This is a genomic window from Streptomyces sp. NPDC033845 (assembly GCF_055576225.1).
Window position 1 is genome coordinate 73,150 of the sequence record NZ_JBVIRI010000024.1, and the last position, 15,508, is coordinate 88,657.

General features: G+C 73.4%; 15 protein-coding genes. 1 reads left to right on the plus strand and 14 read right to left on the minus strand.

Features of this window, described 5'->3' with window-relative positions:
• Positions 1-65: 65 nt before the first annotated feature.
• The 3 genes from rpe to fmt form a co-directional block, all read right to left on the minus strand.
• A complete protein-coding gene (gene rpe, locus ACZ50K_RS32690) occupies positions 66-752 on the minus strand; it encodes a ribulose-phosphate 3-epimerase (protein ID WP_468909902.1) in 687 nt (228 codons plus the stop codon).
• Between the two features lie 89 nt (positions 753-841).
• On the minus strand, positions 842-2,278 hold the full coding sequence (locus ACZ50K_RS32695; RefSeq protein WP_468909904.1) for an RsmB/NOP family class I SAM-dependent RNA methyltransferase: 1,437 nt from the start codon (positions 2,276-2,278) through the stop codon (positions 842-844).
• A 65-nt stretch (positions 2,279-2,343) separates the two neighbouring features.
• Positions 2,344-3,273, minus strand: coding sequence for a methionyl-tRNA formyltransferase (fmt, locus tag ACZ50K_RS32700; protein ID WP_468909906.1), 930 nt, complete (start codon positions 3,271-3,273; stop codon positions 2,344-2,346).
• Positions 3,274-3,544: 271 nt separating this feature from the next.
• Here fmt and ACZ50K_RS32705 point away from each other — a divergent pair, with 271 nt between their 5' ends.
• A complete protein-coding gene (locus ACZ50K_RS32705; RefSeq protein ID WP_468909908.1) occupies positions 3,545-4,084 on the plus strand; it encodes a hypothetical protein in 540 nt (179 codons plus the stop codon).
• 68 nt (positions 4,085-4,152) lie between these two features.
• On the opposite strand, the gene lpdA is transcribed toward ACZ50K_RS32705, so the two are convergent.
• From lpdA to ACZ50K_RS32760, 11 genes are all read right to left on the minus strand, one after another.
• Entirely contained in the window at positions 4,153-5,556 is a 1,404-nt protein-coding gene (lpdA, locus tag ACZ50K_RS32710) for a dihydrolipoyl dehydrogenase (protein WP_468909910.1), read from the minus strand.
• A gap of 69 nt (positions 5,557-5,625) precedes the next feature.
• On the minus strand, positions 5,626-6,642 hold the full coding sequence (locus ACZ50K_RS32715; protein WP_468909912.1) for an endonuclease/exonuclease/phosphatase family protein: 1,017 nt from the start codon (positions 6,640-6,642) through the stop codon (positions 5,626-5,628).
• Between the two features lie 45 nt (positions 6,643-6,687).
• The gene (locus ACZ50K_RS32720) at positions 6,688-8,790 is read right to left on the minus strand and encodes a primosomal protein N' (RefSeq protein WP_468909914.1); all 2,103 of its coding nucleotides are present in this window, start codon (positions 8,788-8,790) and stop codon (positions 6,688-6,690) included.
• Positions 8,791-8,872: 82 nt separating this feature from the next.
• The gene (gene metK, locus ACZ50K_RS32725) at positions 8,873-10,081 is read right to left on the minus strand and encodes a methionine adenosyltransferase (RefSeq protein ID WP_468909916.1); all 1,209 of its coding nucleotides are present in this window, start codon (positions 10,079-10,081) and stop codon (positions 8,873-8,875) included.
• Between the two features lie 196 nt (positions 10,082-10,277).
• Entirely contained in the window at positions 10,278-11,510 is a 1,233-nt protein-coding gene (coaBC, locus tag ACZ50K_RS32730) for a bifunctional phosphopantothenoylcysteine decarboxylase/phosphopantothenate--cysteine ligase CoaBC (RefSeq protein ID WP_468909930.1), read from the minus strand.
• Positions 11,511-11,588: 78 nt separating this feature from the next.
• A complete protein-coding gene (rpoZ, locus tag ACZ50K_RS32735) occupies positions 11,589-11,861 on the minus strand; it encodes a DNA-directed RNA polymerase subunit omega (RefSeq protein WP_202202416.1) in 273 nt (90 codons plus the stop codon).
• Between the two features lie 43 nt (positions 11,862-11,904).
• Positions 11,905-12,468 (minus strand): guanylate kinase, encoded by a 564-nt coding sequence (gene gmk / locus ACZ50K_RS32740; protein ID WP_468909919.1) that lies wholly within the window; start codon positions 12,466-12,468, stop codon positions 11,905-11,907.
• Positions 12,469-12,529: 61 nt separating this feature from the next.
• Entirely contained in the window at positions 12,530-12,853 is a 324-nt protein-coding gene (locus ACZ50K_RS32745; protein WP_330329439.1) for an integration host factor, read from the minus strand.
• Between the two features lie 282 nt (positions 12,854-13,135).
• Entirely contained in the window at positions 13,136-14,023 is an 888-nt protein-coding gene (gene pyrF, locus ACZ50K_RS32750) for an orotidine-5'-phosphate decarboxylase (RefSeq protein WP_468909933.1), read from the minus strand.
• 11 nt (positions 14,024-14,034) lie between these two features.
• Positions 14,035-15,144: a quinone-dependent dihydroorotate dehydrogenase gene (locus ACZ50K_RS32755; protein WP_468909922.1), complete on the minus strand. Its 1,110-nt coding sequence runs from the start codon at positions 15,142-15,144 to the stop codon at positions 14,035-14,037.
• Between the two features lie 80 nt (positions 15,145-15,224).
• On the minus strand, positions 15,225-15,508 hold a 284-nt coding region (locus ACZ50K_RS32760; protein WP_468909925.1), incomplete at its 5' end, for a hypothetical protein.

Sequence of the window (15,508 nt, forward strand, 5' to 3'; positions counted from 1 at the left end):
AGATCCGGCGGCCGTTGATCAGCCTGGACGGCCAGCGTTCACCGAGCCGTTCACCAACGCCCGGTTCAGTGCGCGCAAGCCCAGGGGGCGGCGGAGACCGCCGCGCCCGCCTGCTCGCGCAGGGTACGGACGGCGGCGGCCGGGTCGACCGCCCCGTAGACGGCGCTGCCGGCCACGAACACGTCCGCCCCGGCCTCGGCACAGCGTTCGATGGTCGACGCGGAGACCCCGCCGTCCACCTGCAGCCACAGCTCCAGACCGTGCTTGGCGATCAGCTGGCGGGTGCGGCGGATCTTGGGGAGCATCACGTCCAGGAAGGGCTGGCCGCCGAACCCGGGCTCCACGGTCATGATGAGCAGCATGTCGAGCTCGGGGAGGATGTCCTCGTACTGCTCGACGGGGGTGGCGGGCTTCAGGGCCATGGAGGCGCGGGCCCCCTTGGCCCGGATCTCCCGGGCCAGCCGGATCGGGGCCCCGGCGGCCTCGGCGTGGAAGGTGACCGATCCGGCGCCGGCCTCCACGTACTGCGGGGCCCAGCGGTCCGGGTCCTCGATCATCAGATGCAGGTCCAGCGGAATGTCCGTGGCACGGCTGAGGGACTCCACGATCGGCATCCCGAGGGTCAGGTTCGGGACGAAGTGGTTGTCCATGACGTCGACGTGCAGCCAGTCGGCCCCCTCCACCGCCTTCGCCTCTTCGGCGAGTCGGGAGAAGTCCGCGGACAGGATGCTGGGATTGATCTGAACGGCCATGCCCCAAGCCTGCCATGCCCGCCGGGGGTCCCGGCCCCGGCCCCGGGACTTGCCGTCAGGTCCGGGGGCGCGGGCGGGCCGCCGAGGACTCAGGCGGTGCGGCGCAGCAGGGCCAGGTACATGGCGTCGGTGCCGTGCAGATGCGGCCAGAGCTGGATGTCCGGGCCGTCCCCGAGGGCCGGGACGCCGGGGAGCAGCGGGCGGGCGTCGACCGGTTCGGCGGCGACCGGCTCGTGTCCGGCGCCGCGGCCCTTGAGGACGTCCTCGACCACGGTCCGGGTCTCCGCCAGGTGCGGGGAGCAGGTGGCGTAGCCGACGATCCCGCCGACCCGGACCGCGGACAGCGCCTCGCGGAGCAGGGCGCGCTGGAGCGGGCCGAAGTTGTCGAGGTCCTCGGGGCGGCGCCGCCAGCGGGCCTCGGGACGGCGGCGGAGGGCGCCCAGGCCGGTGCAGGGGACGTCCATCAGGACCCGGTCGAAGGAGCCGGGCCGCCAGGGGGCGCGGGTGCCGTCGGCGGTGATCACCTGGTAGGGGCCGGGGTTGCCGGCCAGCGCCCGCTCGACCAGGCGGGCCCGGTGCGGCTGCTTCTCGGAGGCCAGCAGGAAGGCTCCGCGCTGCGCGGCCAGCGCGCCGAGCAGGGCGGCCTTGCCGCCGGGGCCGGCGCAGCCGTCCAGCCAGCGGGCGTCGGGGCCGTCCAGGGGGGCGTTGGCGAGGGCGATGGCGACCAGCTGGCTGCCCTCGTCCTGGACCCCGGCGGTGCCGTCGCGGACGGCGTCCAGGGCGCCGGGTTCGCCGCCTTCGGCGAGCCGGACGGCGTAGGGGGACCAGCGGCCGGGCAGGGCCGAGTCCTCGCCGACGGCTTCGAGGAGTTCCTGCGGGGTGGAGCGGCCGGGGCGGGCGACGAGGGTGACCTCGGGGCGCTCGTTGTCGGCTTCGAGGAGGTCCTCGATGCCGGCCCGGCCGCCGCCGAGGGAGTCCCAGAGGGCGGAGACCACCCAGCGGGGGTGGGAGTGGACGATGGCGAGGTGGTCCTCGGCGTCGTCCTCGTAGGGCGGGGCGACCTGCTCCAGCCAGCCGTCCAGGTCGTGCGCGGAGATCTTGCGGAGGACGGCGTTGACGAACTTGGCGCGGCCGTCGCCGAGGACCACCCGGGCGAGCTCCACGGTGGCGGAGACCGCCGCGTGGGTCGGGATGCGGGTGCCGAGCAGCTGGTGGGCGCCGAGCGAGAGGACGTCCAGGACCGGCGGGTCGACCTCGCGGAGCGGCCGGTCCACGCAGGCGGCGATGATCGCGTCGTAGGTGCCCTGCCGGCGGAGCGTGCCGTAGACAAGCTCGGTGGCCAGTGCCGCGTCCCGGGCCTCGAACTCCGGGGCCTGGCGGGCCTTGCGGAGCAGCGGGGGCAGCACCAGGTTGGCGTAGGCGTCGCGCTCGTCCACCGCCCGCAGCGCCTCGAAGGCGAGCATCCGGACGGGGTCCTTCTTGGGACGGCGGTAGGGCTTGGCCGGGCGGCGAGGCTGATCGCTCACGGGAAAGGTGCTCCGGGGTTACGGGAGGAGGGGGACGGCAGGGGGAGGTGACCAGCGTACGCGGGTCAGCCGAGGTGCTCGCCGGCGGCGATCCGCACCCCGCGGGCCCAGTCGGCCCCGCGCATCGGCTTCTTGCCCTGCGGCTGGACCCAGAGGAGCTCGACGGCGTGCGAGCCGGTGCCGGCGTACACGTTGTTCTTGGCGGCCCCGAGCTCCCCGGGGGCCAGGTCGGTGCGGTCGGGGACCAGGCCCACCGAGACCAGCTTGAGCCGCTCGCCGCGGAACACCGTCCAGGCGCCCGGGGCCGGGGTGCAGCCGCGGACCACCCGGTCGGCGCGCAGCGCGGGGGCGGTCCAGTCGACCCGGGCGTCCTCCACGGTGATCTTCGGGGCGAGGGAGACGCCTTCCGGGGACTGCGGGACGGCGCGCAGGGTGCCGTCCTCGATGCCGTCCATGGTGGCGGAGAGCAGTCCGGCGCCGGCGAAGGCGAGCCGGGTGAGGAGGTCGCCGCTGGTGTCGGTGGGGCGGACCTCCTCGGTCAGCACCCCGTAGACCGGTCCGGTGTCGAGGCCCTCCTCGATCCGGAAGGTGGCCGCGCCGGTCATCGCGTCGCCGGCCAGGATCGCGTGCTGGACGGGGGCGGCTCCGCGCCAGGCGGGCAGCAGCGAGAAGTGCAGGTTGACCCAGCCGTGGGCGGGGATCTCCAGGGCGCTCTTGGGGAGCAGGGCGCCGTAGGCGACCACCGGGCAGCAGTCCGGGGCGATCTCGCGGAGCCGGGCCTGGAACTCGGGGTCCCGGGGCCGGGCGGGCTTGAGGACCTCGATGCCGGCTTCCTCGGCGCGTTCGGCGACCGGGCTGGCGACCAGCCGGCGGCCGCGGCCGGCCGGGGCGTCCGGCCGGGTGACGACGGCGGCCACCTCGTGGCGTCCGGAGGCGATCAGGGCATCCAGGGCGGGCACTGCGACTTCGGGGGTGCCTGCGAAGACGAGCTTCACTGGGGTCCTACCTCACTGTCCGGACGGCGGTCGGTGCGGCGGTCCGCCCGCCGGTGGGGGCGGGCGTTTCCGCAGCGCACCAGTCTATGGGCCGCCCGCCGAGGGGGCGTACGCGGCTGTGCGCGCCGCCCGCATATGCCGACACTCCGTCGGGGCGTGACCTCCACGCCGTATGAGGCGTTGGTCAAGAGAGATTGACCGAAACGGGCCGCGTTCTGAACGGTGTGTGCGGCCCGATCCGCTCTTCAGCACCGGTTCGAGAGGCTTGTTCATGGCCGACCACGCCACCCACGACGCCCAAGCGCGGGCCAGCCTGCACCTGCTGGTGCGGGACATCGAGCGGGTCCGCCGGCAGGTGGACGCGCTGCGCACGCTGACCGCTCAGCTCGGCAACGTCTACCGGCCGCGCCGCTCCGGTCCCTCCACGGGGTTCGTCGTCTACGGCCGGGCTCCCGCGCCGACCGTCCGGCTCGCGCAGGAACTGCGGGACAGCGTCGAGACCCTGGTCACCGCGGCGGTGGACTTCGACCGCTCGCTCGGGTTCTCGTGGGACGCGGTGGGCTCCGCACTGGGCGTCACCAAGCAGGCCGTGCACCGCCGTTACGGGGCCCGGCGGGCGCAGGCCGCGGAGCCGGCCGTGGCGGAGCAGCCGGCCGAGGCCGGAACCACCACCACCCGCACCCTGGGGCTGCCGAGCATCCCGGCGGCCCGCTCGGTCCCGCCGCAGCCGGTCCGCGAGGAGAGTGCCGCGGCGGCGACGGCCCCGGCCGCGGTCCGACCGCCGGCCTTCCCCGGGCCCCGGAACGGCTGAACCGGCCGGCTCCGGACCCCGCGCAACGCGGCCCCGCACCTCCTCCGAGGTGCGGGGCCGCGCCGCCGTCAGAAGTTGATCATGTGGCCGGCGAGGCCGTGCACGGCCTCCTTGACCGCCTCGCCCAGCGTCGGGTGCGCGTGGACGTTGCGGGCGACCTCGTGGACCGTCAGGTCCCACTGCTGGGCCAGCGTCAGCTCGGGCAGCAGCTCGGTGACGTCCGGGCCGATCAGGTGGGCGCCGATGATCTCGCCGTGGGTGGCGTCGCTGATCAGCTTGACGAACCCGGCCGTCTCGCCGAGGCCGTGCGCCTTGCCGTTGGCCGTGAACGGGAACTTGGCGACCCGGACGTCGAAGCCCTTCTCCCGGGCCTGCGCCTCGGTCCAGCCGAAGCTGGCGATCTGCGGCTGGGAGTAGGTGGCCCGCGGGATCATCGGGTAGTCGAGCTCCATCGTCTCCACGTCCGCGATGGTCTCGGCCGCGACGACGCCCATGGACTCGGCGGTGTGCGCCAGCATCAGCTTGGCGGTGACGTCCCCGATGGCGAAGATGTGCGGCACCGAGGTCCGGCAGCGGCCGTCCACCTCGACGGCGCCGCGCTCGGTGAGGGCCACCCCGGCCGCCTCCAGCCCGTAGCCGGTGACGTTGGGCGCGAAACCGATCGCCTGGAGCACCTTGTCGGCCTCCAGGACCTTCGCCGCCCCGTCCTTGCCGGTGACCGTCACCCGGACCTGCTCGCCGGAGTCGTCGATGGACTCCACCCGGGTGGAGGTCAGCACCTCGATGCCCAGCCTGCGGTACTGCTTGGCCAGTTCGGCGGACACCTCCGCGTCCTCCAGCGGCGCGATCCGGTCCAGGAACTCGACGATGGTGACCTTCACGCCGTAGTTGTGCAGCACGTACGCGAACTCGATCCCGATGGCGCCGGCGCCGGCGATCACCACGGACCGCGGCAGGTCCTCGGCGAGGATCTGCTCCTCGTACGTCACCACCCGCCCGCTCCGGCTGGTGCCGGGCAGCAGCCGGGGGCTGGCGCCGGTGGCGAGGACGCAGTGGTCGAAGGTGAGGGTCCGGGCCGTGCCGTCCGGGCCGGCCACCGAGAGGGTGTGCGGGTCGAGGAAGGTGCCCCGGCCGTCGTACTCGGCGATGCCGTTCTTCTTCATCAGGAAGTGGACGCCCTTGACGCGGCCGTCCGCGACCCGGCGGCTGCGCCGGAACGCCTCGCCGTAGTCGAAGGAGACCTCGCCGTTCACCTTGATGCCGAAGGTCTTGGCCTCGTGGGTGAAGATATGGGCCAGTTCGGCGTTGCGCAGCAGCGCCTTGGTGGGGATGCAGCCGATGTTCAGACAGACGCCGCCCCAGTACCGCTCCTCCACCACGGCCACCCGCTTGCCCAGTTGGGCGGCCCGGATCGCGGCGACATAGCCCCCGGGTCCGGCACCCAGGACGACCACGTCGAAATGCTCACTCATCGGTGTTTCCCTTCGGCGGCGCAGATTGAGCTTGATCGTATAGTCCGGGCGGTGGGCCGGGCGGGCGGTTCAGAAGCGCAGACCGGCCGCCACCGGCAGGTGGTCGCTGGGGGTGGCGGGCAGCGTCCGGGCGGAGACCGGGGTCAGCCCGCGGACCAGGATCTGGTCGATCCGGGCGACCGGGAACCGGGCCGGCCAGCTGAACCCGAACCCGGCCCCCGCCTCCTCCTGGGCGGACCGGAACCGGCCCGTCACCCGGTGCAGGGCCCGGTCCGCGGTGGTCCCGTTGAGATCGCCGACCAGCAGCACCGGCCCCGGCGGGGCGGCGTCCAGCTCCGTGGCCAGCCGGGCGGCGGCCGCGTCCCGGCGCCCGGTGGTGAACCCGCCCGCCCGGATCCGGACCGAGGGCAGATGCGCGACGAAGACGGTGACGGGCCCCCGCGGGGTGTCGGCGGTGGCCCGCAGGGCCCACCGCCAGTCGGCGACCCGGACCGGCCGGACGTCCCGCAGCGGCCAAGTGGACCAGAGCCCTACGGTGCCCTGCACCGCGTGGTGCGGGTGGCCGGCCGCCAAGGTCCGCGCGTAGGCGGCCGCGGCGGTCCCGGTGAGCTCCTGGAGGGCGATCAGCTGGGCCCCGGAGGCGGCCAGGGCGCGGGCGGTGCCCACCGGGTCGGGGTTGGCGTCGTCCACGTTGTGGGTGACCACGGTGAGCTCGGCCGGGCCGCCGCCGGTACGGTCGCCCAGCTCCGCCCCGTACAGCACACCCCAGACCAGGGCCGGCAGCAGCACCCCGGCCAGGGCGGTCCGGGAGCGGCGCAGCAGGGCGGCGCCGAGCAGCGGGAGGACGGCGAGCCCGGTCCACGGCAGGAAGGTCTCCAGCAGGCTCACGAGGTTCCCGAACCCGCCGGGGAGCAGCCGGTGGCCGGCCATCAGCCCGGCGGTGAGCAGCCCCAGCCCGGCGGTCACCGCCCCGGCGGGCCACCGCCGCCGCACCCGCGGGGCGGAGGGGTCGGCCGGTCCGGGAGGGGCGGGCGGTACGGCGGGGGCGGCGGGCCGGGCCGGCGGGACCGGGTCGGTGGGGATCATGCCCTGGGTGACGCCGGAACCGGCCCGGAGGTTTCCGTGGCCGGGTCAGCCGATGTCCAGGGGGTCGATCCGGACCCGGACCGCTTCCCCCGGGGCCACCCCGCGGGCCAGCCGGGCCGCCTGCGCCGACTTGAGGGCGGCCGCCAGCGCGGCCCCGCTGCCGGGGCGGACCCGGATCAGGACCCGCTCCCCCGCCGAGGGCTCCCCCCGGCGGGCGGGCAGCGGCACCGGGCCGAGGATCTCGGCGTCCGGCGGGAGCTCGGCGGCGGCCAGGAAGGACTCCAGGGCTTCGGCCCGGCCGGCCACCGAGGCCATCCGGGACACCGGGGGGAAGCCCAGCTGGGAGCGTTCGGCCAGCTCCCGCAGGGCGTGGCCGACCGGGTCCCAGCGGACCAGGGCCTGCACCGGGCGGAGGGTGGGCTCGGCGACGATCACCACGGTGCCCTCGGGGCGCACCAGGGAGGAGGCGGCAAGCCAGCGGCGCAGCGCCTCCTCGCCGGCCCGCAGGTCGGGGCGGCCGAGCATGGCCCAGCCGTCCAGCAGCAGGGCCGCCGCATAGCCCTCCCCGGTGGCGACCGGTTCGGCGCCCGGGGTGGAGACCACCAGGGCGGGCCGGTCCGGGACCAGGTCCAGGACGTGGTCCCGGCCGGAGGTGCGCATCGGGACGTCGGGGAAGGCCCGGCCCAGCTCCTCGGCGGTGCGGCGGGCACCGACGATCTGGGCGCGCAGCCGGTGCGCCCCGCATTCCTCGCAGTGCCAGGCGTTCTCCGGGCGTCCGCACCAGCCGCAGGTGAGGTCCCGTTCGTCGGGGGCCTCCAGGGGTCCGGCGCAGGTCCGGCAGCGGGCCGGGGTGCGGCAGCTCTGGCAGGCCAGCCGCGGGACGTAGCCGCGCCGGGGCACCTGGACCAGCACCGGGCCGGTCCTGAGGCCCTCCCGGAGGGTCTCCCAGGCCAGGCTGGGCAGCCGGGCGGCGCGGGCCGCCTCGTCCCGGGCCAGGAGTTCGTCGCCGACGGTCCGGATCCGGGGCGCGGCGGCCCGCACCGTGTCGCGGTCCGCGACGATCGGCCGGGCCCAGCCGGACTCCACCAGCTGGGCGGCTTCCACGGTGCAGGAGGTGCTGCCGGCCAGGAAGGCGCAGCCGTCGCCGACGGCCCGCAGCTCGAGGACCTCCCGGACGTGCGGGAAGGGGGCGTTGTCGTCGGAGTGACTGGAGTCCCCGTCGTCCCAGATCGCGACGAGTCCGAGGTCGCGGACCGGGGCGAACATGGCGGCCCGGGTGCCGATCACGGCGCGGACGGAGCCGCGGTGCACGGCGAGCCACTGGCGGTAGCGCTTCTCCGGCCCGGATTCGGCGGTCAGCAGGACGTGCCGGCCGGGGCCGAGCAGGGCGGTCAGGGCCTCGTCGGCCCGGGCGGCGGTGCGGCCGTCGGGCAGTACGGCCAGGGCGCCGCGTCCGGAGGCCAGGGTGGCGGCGAGGGCGCGGGCCAGTTCCTCGGCCCAGCCGGGGCCGGGCAGGGCGGTCCACACGGCCCGCGGGTCGGCGCCGGAGGCGAGGGCGCGCAGGAAGCCGGGGCCGGCCGGATAGCGGGTCCAGCCGCCGGGTTCGGGGGCCGGGGGCGGTGGCAGCGGCTCCGGGGAGGGCTTGGCCTCGGCGCGGGCGCTGCGGGGCGGCAGGGCGAGCTGGAGGACGTCGGCGAGGCTGCCGGCGTAGCGGTCGGCGACGGCCCGGGCCAGGGCCAGGGTGCGGGGGCTGAGCACGGCTTCCGGGGAGACCACCTGGGCGAGGGCGGCGAGCGGGCCCTGGTAGTCGGTGTCGGCGCGGCGTTCGACGACGAACCCGTCGATCAGGCCGCCGCCCTCGCGGCGTCCGCCGTGCACCTGGTGGGCTCCGGCGCCGAACCGGACCCGGACCCGGACTCCGGGCCGGGCGGTCTCGGAGAGCTCTTCGGGGACCGCGTAGTCCCAGAGCTGGTCGAGGTGGAGGACCCCCTTGTTGACCAGGATCCGGGCCACCGGCAGTTCCTTGGCCAGTGCGGCTCCGCGCCAGGTCCGGGGCTTGGCCTTGGGGGCCTTGGCCTTCGCCTCGGCGACCATCTCGCGGATGAGCGCGAGCTGTTCCGGCGGTCCCGACTCGTTCGCACTGCTCATACCGGCATTCTTACCAAACCGCTCGGACAGCGGCCGAGGGCCCGGACCGTGACCGGTCCGGGCCCTCGTACCGCGATCGCGGTCAGAGACCGGCGGAGGCGCGCAGGGCGTCCACCCGGTCGGTGCGCTCCCAGGTGAAGTCCGGCAGCTCGCGGCCGAAGTGGCCGTAGGCGGCGGTCTGGGCGTAGATCGGGCGGAGCAGGTCGAGGTCGCGGATGATCGCGGCGGGACGGAGGTCGAAGACCTCCGCGATGGCCGTCTCGATCTTCGCGATGTCGATCTTCTCGGTGCCGAAGGTCTCGACGAACAGACCGACCGGCTCGGCCTTGCCGATGGCGTACGCGACCTGGACCTCGCAGCGCGAGGCGAGGCCGGCGGCGACCACGTTCTTGGCGACCCAGCGCATGGCGTAGGCGGCGGAACGGTCGACCTTGGACGGGTCCTTGCCGGAGAAGGCGCCGCCGCCGTGGCGGGCCATGCCGCCGTAGGTGTCAATGATGATCTTGCGGCCGGTGAGGCCGGCGTCGCCCATCGGGCCGCCGATCTCGAAGCGCCCGGTCGGGTTGACCAGCAGGCGGTAGCCCTCGGTCTCCAGCTTGATGCCGTCCTCGACGAGCTGCTTGAGGACGTGCTCCACGACGAACTCGCGGATGTCGGGGGCGAGCAGCGAGTCCAGGTCGATGTCCGCGGCGTGCTGCGAGGAGACGACCACGGTGTCGAGGCGGACGGCCTTGTCGCCGTCGTACTCGATGGTGACCTGGGTCTTTCCGTCGGGCCGCAGGTACGGGATGGTCCCGTTCTTGCGGACCTCGGAGAGGCGGCGGGAGAGCTTGTGCGCGATGTGGATCGGCAGCGGCATCAGCTCGGGGGTCTCGTCCGAGGCGTAGCCGAACATCAGGCCCTGGTCGCCGGCGCCCTGCTTGTCGAGCTCGTCCTCATCGCCCTCGACCCGGGTCTCGTAGGCGGTGTCGACGCCCTGGGCGATGTCCGGGGACTGCGCGCCGATGGACACCGACACGCCGCAGGAGGCGCCGTCGAAGCCCTTCTTGGAGGAGTCGTAGCCGATTTCCAGGATCTTCTCGCGGACCAGCTGGGCGATCGGGGCGTACGCCTTGGTCGTCACCTCGCCCGCGATGTGCACCAGACCGGTGGTGATCAGGGTCTCCACGGCGACGCGGGAGGTCGGGTCCTCGCGCAGCAGGGCATCGAGAATGGTGTCGCTGATCTGGTCAGCGATCTTGTCGGGGTGGCCCTCGGTGACGGACTCCGAGGTGAAGAGACGGCGGGACACATCGCTCCCTGGGGTTGCAGCGGCTGCTGGCTGATCATTTGGCGGCGCGGGCCCGGGAGCTGCGCCCGGTCACGTTCCGGGTTCAGCTTATCGGGCGCCGCCGCCCACGGGCGCACCCGTCTCGCCTTCTGGGAGCCCTGTGACCTGCGGCACTCCCATCTTGCGTCGGGGCGGGGCCGGGAACAAGGCTCCCCGGTCAGGCCGGGCGGGTCGTCAGCCGGGGCGCCACCTGGTCCCACAGGAGATCCGCCAGATCCTCCTTGGGTCCATGGGGGACGGCGGTTTCCGTGCCGTCGGATCCAAGGATCACGGCTTCGTTCTCCTCGGAACCGAACGTCTTCGCCTCACCGACCTCATTGACCACCAGCAGGTCACAGCCCTTGCGGAGCAGCTTTTTCCGGCCATTCGCCAGGACATCGTCGGTCTCTGCGGCAAAGCCGACCACGACCTGCCCGGGGTGGGCCCGATTGGCCGAGATCTCGGCCAGGATGTCCGGATTCCGTGTCAGGTCGATGGGGACGGGCTCCTGCCCGTCCTGCTTCTTGATCTTGCCGGTGGCGTAGGCGACCGGTCGGAAATCGGCCACGGCGGCGGCCATCACCACGGCGTCGGCCTCGGCGGCGGCCGCCAGGACCGCCTCGCGGAGCTGGAGGGCGGTGCCCACCCGGACCACGTCGGCGCCGGCCGGGTCGGGCAGGGCGGTGTTCGCGGCGATCAGGGTGACCCGGGCGCCGCGGGCCACGGCGGTGCGGGCGAGGGCGTAGCCCTGCTTCCCGGAGGAGCGGTTGCCGAGGAAGCGGACCGGGTCGAGGGGTTCGCGGGTGCCGCCGGCGCTGACGACCACGTGGCGGCCGGCCAGGTCGGCCTCGCCGGTGCCGCGCACGAGGACCCGGCGGCAGACCTCGAAGATCTCCTCGGGGTCGGGCAGCCGGCCCTTGCCGGTGTCCTTGCCGGTGAGCCGTCCGACGGCGGGTTCGATGACCAGGGCGCCGCGCCGGCGCAGGGTGGCCACGTTCTCCCGGGTGGCGGGGTGCTCCCACATCTCGGTGTGCATGGCGGGGGCGAACACCACCGGGCAGCGGGCGGTGAGCAGGGTGTTGGTGAGCAGGTCGTCGGCGAGTCCGTGGGCGGCCTTGGCCAGCAGGTCGGCGGTGGCGGGGGCGACGACGACCAGGTCGGCACCCTGGCCGATGCGGACGTGCGGCACCTCGTGGACGGTCTCCCAGACCTCGGTGGAGGCGGGATTGCCGGAGAGCGCGGCCCAGGTGGCCTCGCCGACGAAGTTCAGCGAGGACGCGGTGGGGACCACCCTGACCTCGTGCCCCGATTCGGTCAGCCGCCGGAGCAGCTCGCAGGCCTTGTAGGCGGCGATCCCGCCGCTGACGCCCAGCACGACCTTCGGCTTGCTGCCCACTGCATCTCCCACGATCGGTTGCCTTCGGTACCCATGACACACCACAGGCCCGGCAGGAGCACTGCCGGGCCTGTGGTGAAAGGACTGTGGTGCCTACTGGGCCGGGGCCTCGATGGCCTCGGAGGTCAGCAGACCCGCGTTGATCTCGCGCAGCGCGATCGACAGCGGCTTCTCGTGGACGTGGGTGTCCACCAGCGGACCGACGTACTCCAGCAGGCCTTCGCCCAGCTGGGAGTAGTACGCGTTGATCTGGCGCGCGCGCTTGGCCGCGTAGATCACGAGGCTGTACTTCGAGTCCGTGGCCTCAAGCAGCTCGTCGATCGGCGGGTTGATGATGCCCTCGGGCGTGGTGATGGAAGAGGACACGCTCTACCTTCCGAAGATGGATAAGTGATCGACGAATAGACGATCAAACAACTTCCATCAAGGCTAGCAGCTCGCGCGCCACGTCCTCGACGGAGGTGTTGACCAGGGTGGTGTCGAACTCGGCTTCGGCGGCCAGCTCGATCTTGGCCGCGCCCAGCCGGCGCTCGATGACCTCGGCGGATTCGGTGCCGCGGCCGGTGAGCCGGCGGACGAGTTCCTCCCAGCTGGGCGGGGCGAGGAAGACGAGCTGGGCCTCCGGCATGGATTCCCGGACCAGCCGGGCACCCTGGAGGTCGATCTCCAGCAGTACGGGTTCGCCGCCGTCGAGGCGCTCGTGCACCGCGTTCCGGGGGGTGCCGTAGCGGTTGCCCGCGAATTCGGCCCATTCCAGCAGCTCGCCGTTGGCGATCAGCTTGTCGAACTCGTCGTCGGAGACGAAGAAGTAGTGGACACCGTGTCGTTCACCGGGTCGCGGCTTACGGGTGGTGGCCGACACCGAGAGCCATACCTCGGGGTGGACCTTGCGCATATGCGCGACGACCGTGCTCTTGCCGACCCCCGAGGGGCCGGAGAGCACGGTCAGCCGCGGACGAACCTCTGCTGCCATGAAGCGATTATCCAGGTTCTCGGGACTGCATGAGAACGCCGGGAGAACTTCGGGCGGCGCCTCAGGCGCCGCTGCCGCCGAACTCGCGCTCCAGAGAGGCGATCTGGTTGGAGCCGAGACCCCGGACACGTCGGGATTCGGAGATGCCGAGGCGCTCCATGAGCTGCTTGGCGCGGACCTTGCCCACGCCGGGGAGGGACTCCAGGAGCGCGGAGACCTTCATCTTGCCGATGACGTCGTTCTCCTGTCCCTGCTTGATGACCTCGTGCAGGGATGCGCCGGAGTGCTTGAGTCGATTCTTCACCTCGGCCCGCTCCCGGCGAGCCGCGGCGGCCTTTTCGAGCGCGGCTGCGCGCTGTTCAGGGGTAAGGGGCGGAAGAGCCACGCCTACGTCACCTCGGATGTCGAACTGTCGGATACGGACCGGTGGCAGACCTGTGGCCCCACACCAGGCGAACGGGCGAAACCGGTGGTCGCGCTCGTTCGCTCTGCTCGGAGACTAGCGGCCAAGGCCGCTCCAGTCAGCGAGAACGGACTAAAAGTCCTGGTCAGCCTCCATTGAACCGTACATCACGGACAAAACACCCCGGTTTTGTCCGGTGGATGACCTGCAATTTCGTCAGGTCGTGCGAAGCCCGAGTCCGACTGGACCGCCGATCGAGCCGATTCAGGCCTTCACGGCGGCGGTGATCTCCTCGGCGAAGGCGGCCGCGGAGTGGCGCAGGGCCTTGGTGTCCGGGCCGTGCCTGAGGACTCCCCGGGAGACGTTCGGTACCACATTGCCGACGGCGGCGCCGAAGACGGCCGGGAGGTCCGCGGCGGTGGCGCCCTGGGCGCCGATGCCGGGGGCCAGCAGGGGGCCGTTGATGTCCAGGTCGAAGGAGGAGAGGTCGCCGAGGGTGGCGCCGACCACGGCTCCGAAGGAGCCCATCGGGGCGGCGCCGGCGTTCTCGGCCGCCAGGTGGGCCAGCATGGTCGCCCCGATGGTCCGGCCGTCCGCGCGGACCGCGCGCTGGACCTCGGCGCCCTCCGGGTTGGAGGTGAGGGCCAGGACGAAGAGTCCGGCGCCGGAGGTGCGGGCCAGGTCCACGGCGGGCTTCAGGGAGCCGTAGCCGAGGTACGGGGAGACGGTGAGCGCGTCGGAGAAGAGCGGCGAGGCCGGGTCGAGGAAGGCGGAGGCGTAGGCGGCCATGGTGGAGCCGATGTCCCCGCGCTTGGCGTCCATGACCACCAGCGCGCCGGCCGCCCGGGCGTCGGCGACGGTGCGCTCCAGTACGGCCACCCCCCGGGAGCCGAACCTCTCGAAGAAGGCGGCCTGGGGCTTGAACACGGCCACGGTGTCGGCGAGGGCCTCGACCACGGTCAGCGAGAACCGCTCCAGGCCGGCGATGTCGTCGCCCAGGCCCCAGGAGGCCAGCAGGGCCGCGTGCGGGTCGATGCCCACGCAGAGCGGGCCCCGGGTGTCCATGGCGGCGCGCAGCCGGCTGCCGAAGGGGGCGGTGGCGGACGGGGCCGGGGGCGCGGCCGGGACGGCGGTCGCGGTCGTGGACGTCAGGGGGGTCTCGGTCACTGGGCGGCCTTTCGGGTTTCTGCGCCGACGGCCTCGGCGAGGGTCGCGTAGGGGCTGACGGCCAGGCGTGCGGCCAGGCCCTTGTGGATGGCGCGGGCGTAGAAGGGGCCCTCGTAGATGAAGGCGCTGTAGCCCTGGATCAGGGTGGCGCCGGCCAGGATCCGCTGCCAGGCGTCCTCGGCGTTCTCGATGCCGCCGACTCCGACCAGGACGATCCGGTCTCCCACCCGAGCGTACAGGCGGCGCAGGACGGCCAGCGAGCGCTCCTTGACGGGGGCGCCGGACAGGCCCCCGGTCTCGGCGACCAGGGCCGGGTCCGAGGTCAGGCCGAGGCCTTCCCGGGCGATGGTGGTGTTGGTGGCGATGATGCCGTCCAGGCCGAGCTCCAGGGCCAGGTCGGCGACGGCGTCCACGTCCTCGTCGGCGAGGTCGGGGGCGATCTTCACCAGCAGCGGGACCCGGCGGTCGGTGACGGCCCGGTCGGCGGCCTCGCGGACGGCGGTGAGCAGCGGCCGCAGGGATTCGGTGGCCTGGAGGTTGCGCAGCCCGGGGGTGTTCGGCGAGGAGACGTTGACCACGAGGTAGTCGGCGTGCCGGGCGAGGCGCTCGGTGGAGAGGACGTAGTCGGCGGCGGCCTCGGCCTCCGGGACCACCTTGGTCTTGCCGATGTTGACCCCGACCACGGTCCGGAAGACCGGGTTGCGGGCCGCGAGGCGGGCGGCGACGGCCTCGGAGCCCTCGTTGTTGAAGCCCATGCGGTTGATCAGGGCGCGGTCGGGGACCAGCCGGAACAGCCGCTTCTTGGGGTTGCCGGGCTGGGGGCGGCCGGTGACGGTGCCGATCTCGATGTGGTCGAAGCCGAGCATGGTCATGCCGTCGATGGCCACGGCGTTCTTGTCGAAGCCGGCGGCGAGGCCGAAGGGGCCGTGCATCCGCAGGCCGAGGGCCTCGGTGCGGAGCTCCTTGTGGCGGGGGGCGAGGGCGGCGGCGAGGAAGGTGCGGAGCACCGGGATGCGCGCGGCGAGCCGGATCCAGCGGAAGGCCATGTAGTGGGCCCGCTCCGGGTCCATCCGCTTGAAGACCAGGTTGAAGAACAGTTTGTACATTGTCCTGAATATCCCTTCTGAGCTCATGAGAAGGGGGACACCCGTCGTGAAACCGGTGCCCCCCTGCTCGTACGGGCTGATCAGTCGCGGGCCGCGATCAGGTGCTCCGCGTGCTCCTGGAGGGAGCGGACGCCCACTCCGCCGTGGTTGAGGGCGTCGATGCCCTGCACGGCGGCTGCCAGCGCCTGGACCGTGGTCAGGCACGGGACGCCGCGCGCCACGGCCGCCGTACGGATCTCGTAGCCGTCGAGGCGGCCACCGGTGCCGTACGGGGTGTTGACGATGAGGTCGACCTGGCCGTCGTGGATGAGCTGGACGATGGTCTTCTCGCCGTCGGGGCCTTCGCCGTCGCTGAGTTTGCGGA

What these genes read in the sequence shown, in the direction of transcription:
- rpe (WP_468909902.1), bottom strand. Translation starts at nt 752, where the DNA reads ATGGCCGTTCAGATCAATCCCAGCATCCTGTCCGCGGACTTCTCCCGA.
- ACZ50K_RS32705 (WP_468909908.1), top strand. Translation starts at nt 3,545, where the DNA reads ATGGCCGACCACGCCACCCACGACGCCCAAGCGCGGGCCAGCCTGCAC.
- lpdA (WP_468909910.1), bottom strand. Translation starts at nt 5,556, where the DNA reads ATGAGTGAGCATTTCGACGTGGTCGTCCTGGGTGCCGGACCCGGGGGC.
- ACZ50K_RS32715 (WP_468909912.1), bottom strand. Translation starts at nt 6,642, where the DNA reads ATGATCCCCACCGACCCGGTCCCGCCGGCCCGGCCCGCCGCCCCCGCC.
- ACZ50K_RS32720 (WP_468909914.1), bottom strand. Translation starts at nt 8,790, where the DNA reads ATGAGCAGTGCGAACGAGTCGGGACCGCCGGAACAGCTCGCGCTCATC.
- gmk (WP_468909919.1), bottom strand. Translation starts at nt 12,468, where the DNA reads ATGGCAGCAGAGGTTCGTCCGCGGCTGACCGTGCTCTCCGGCCCCTCG.
- ACZ50K_RS32755 (WP_468909922.1), bottom strand. Translation starts at nt 15,144, where the DNA reads ATGTACAAACTGTTCTTCAACCTGGTCTTCAAGCGGATGGACCCGGAG.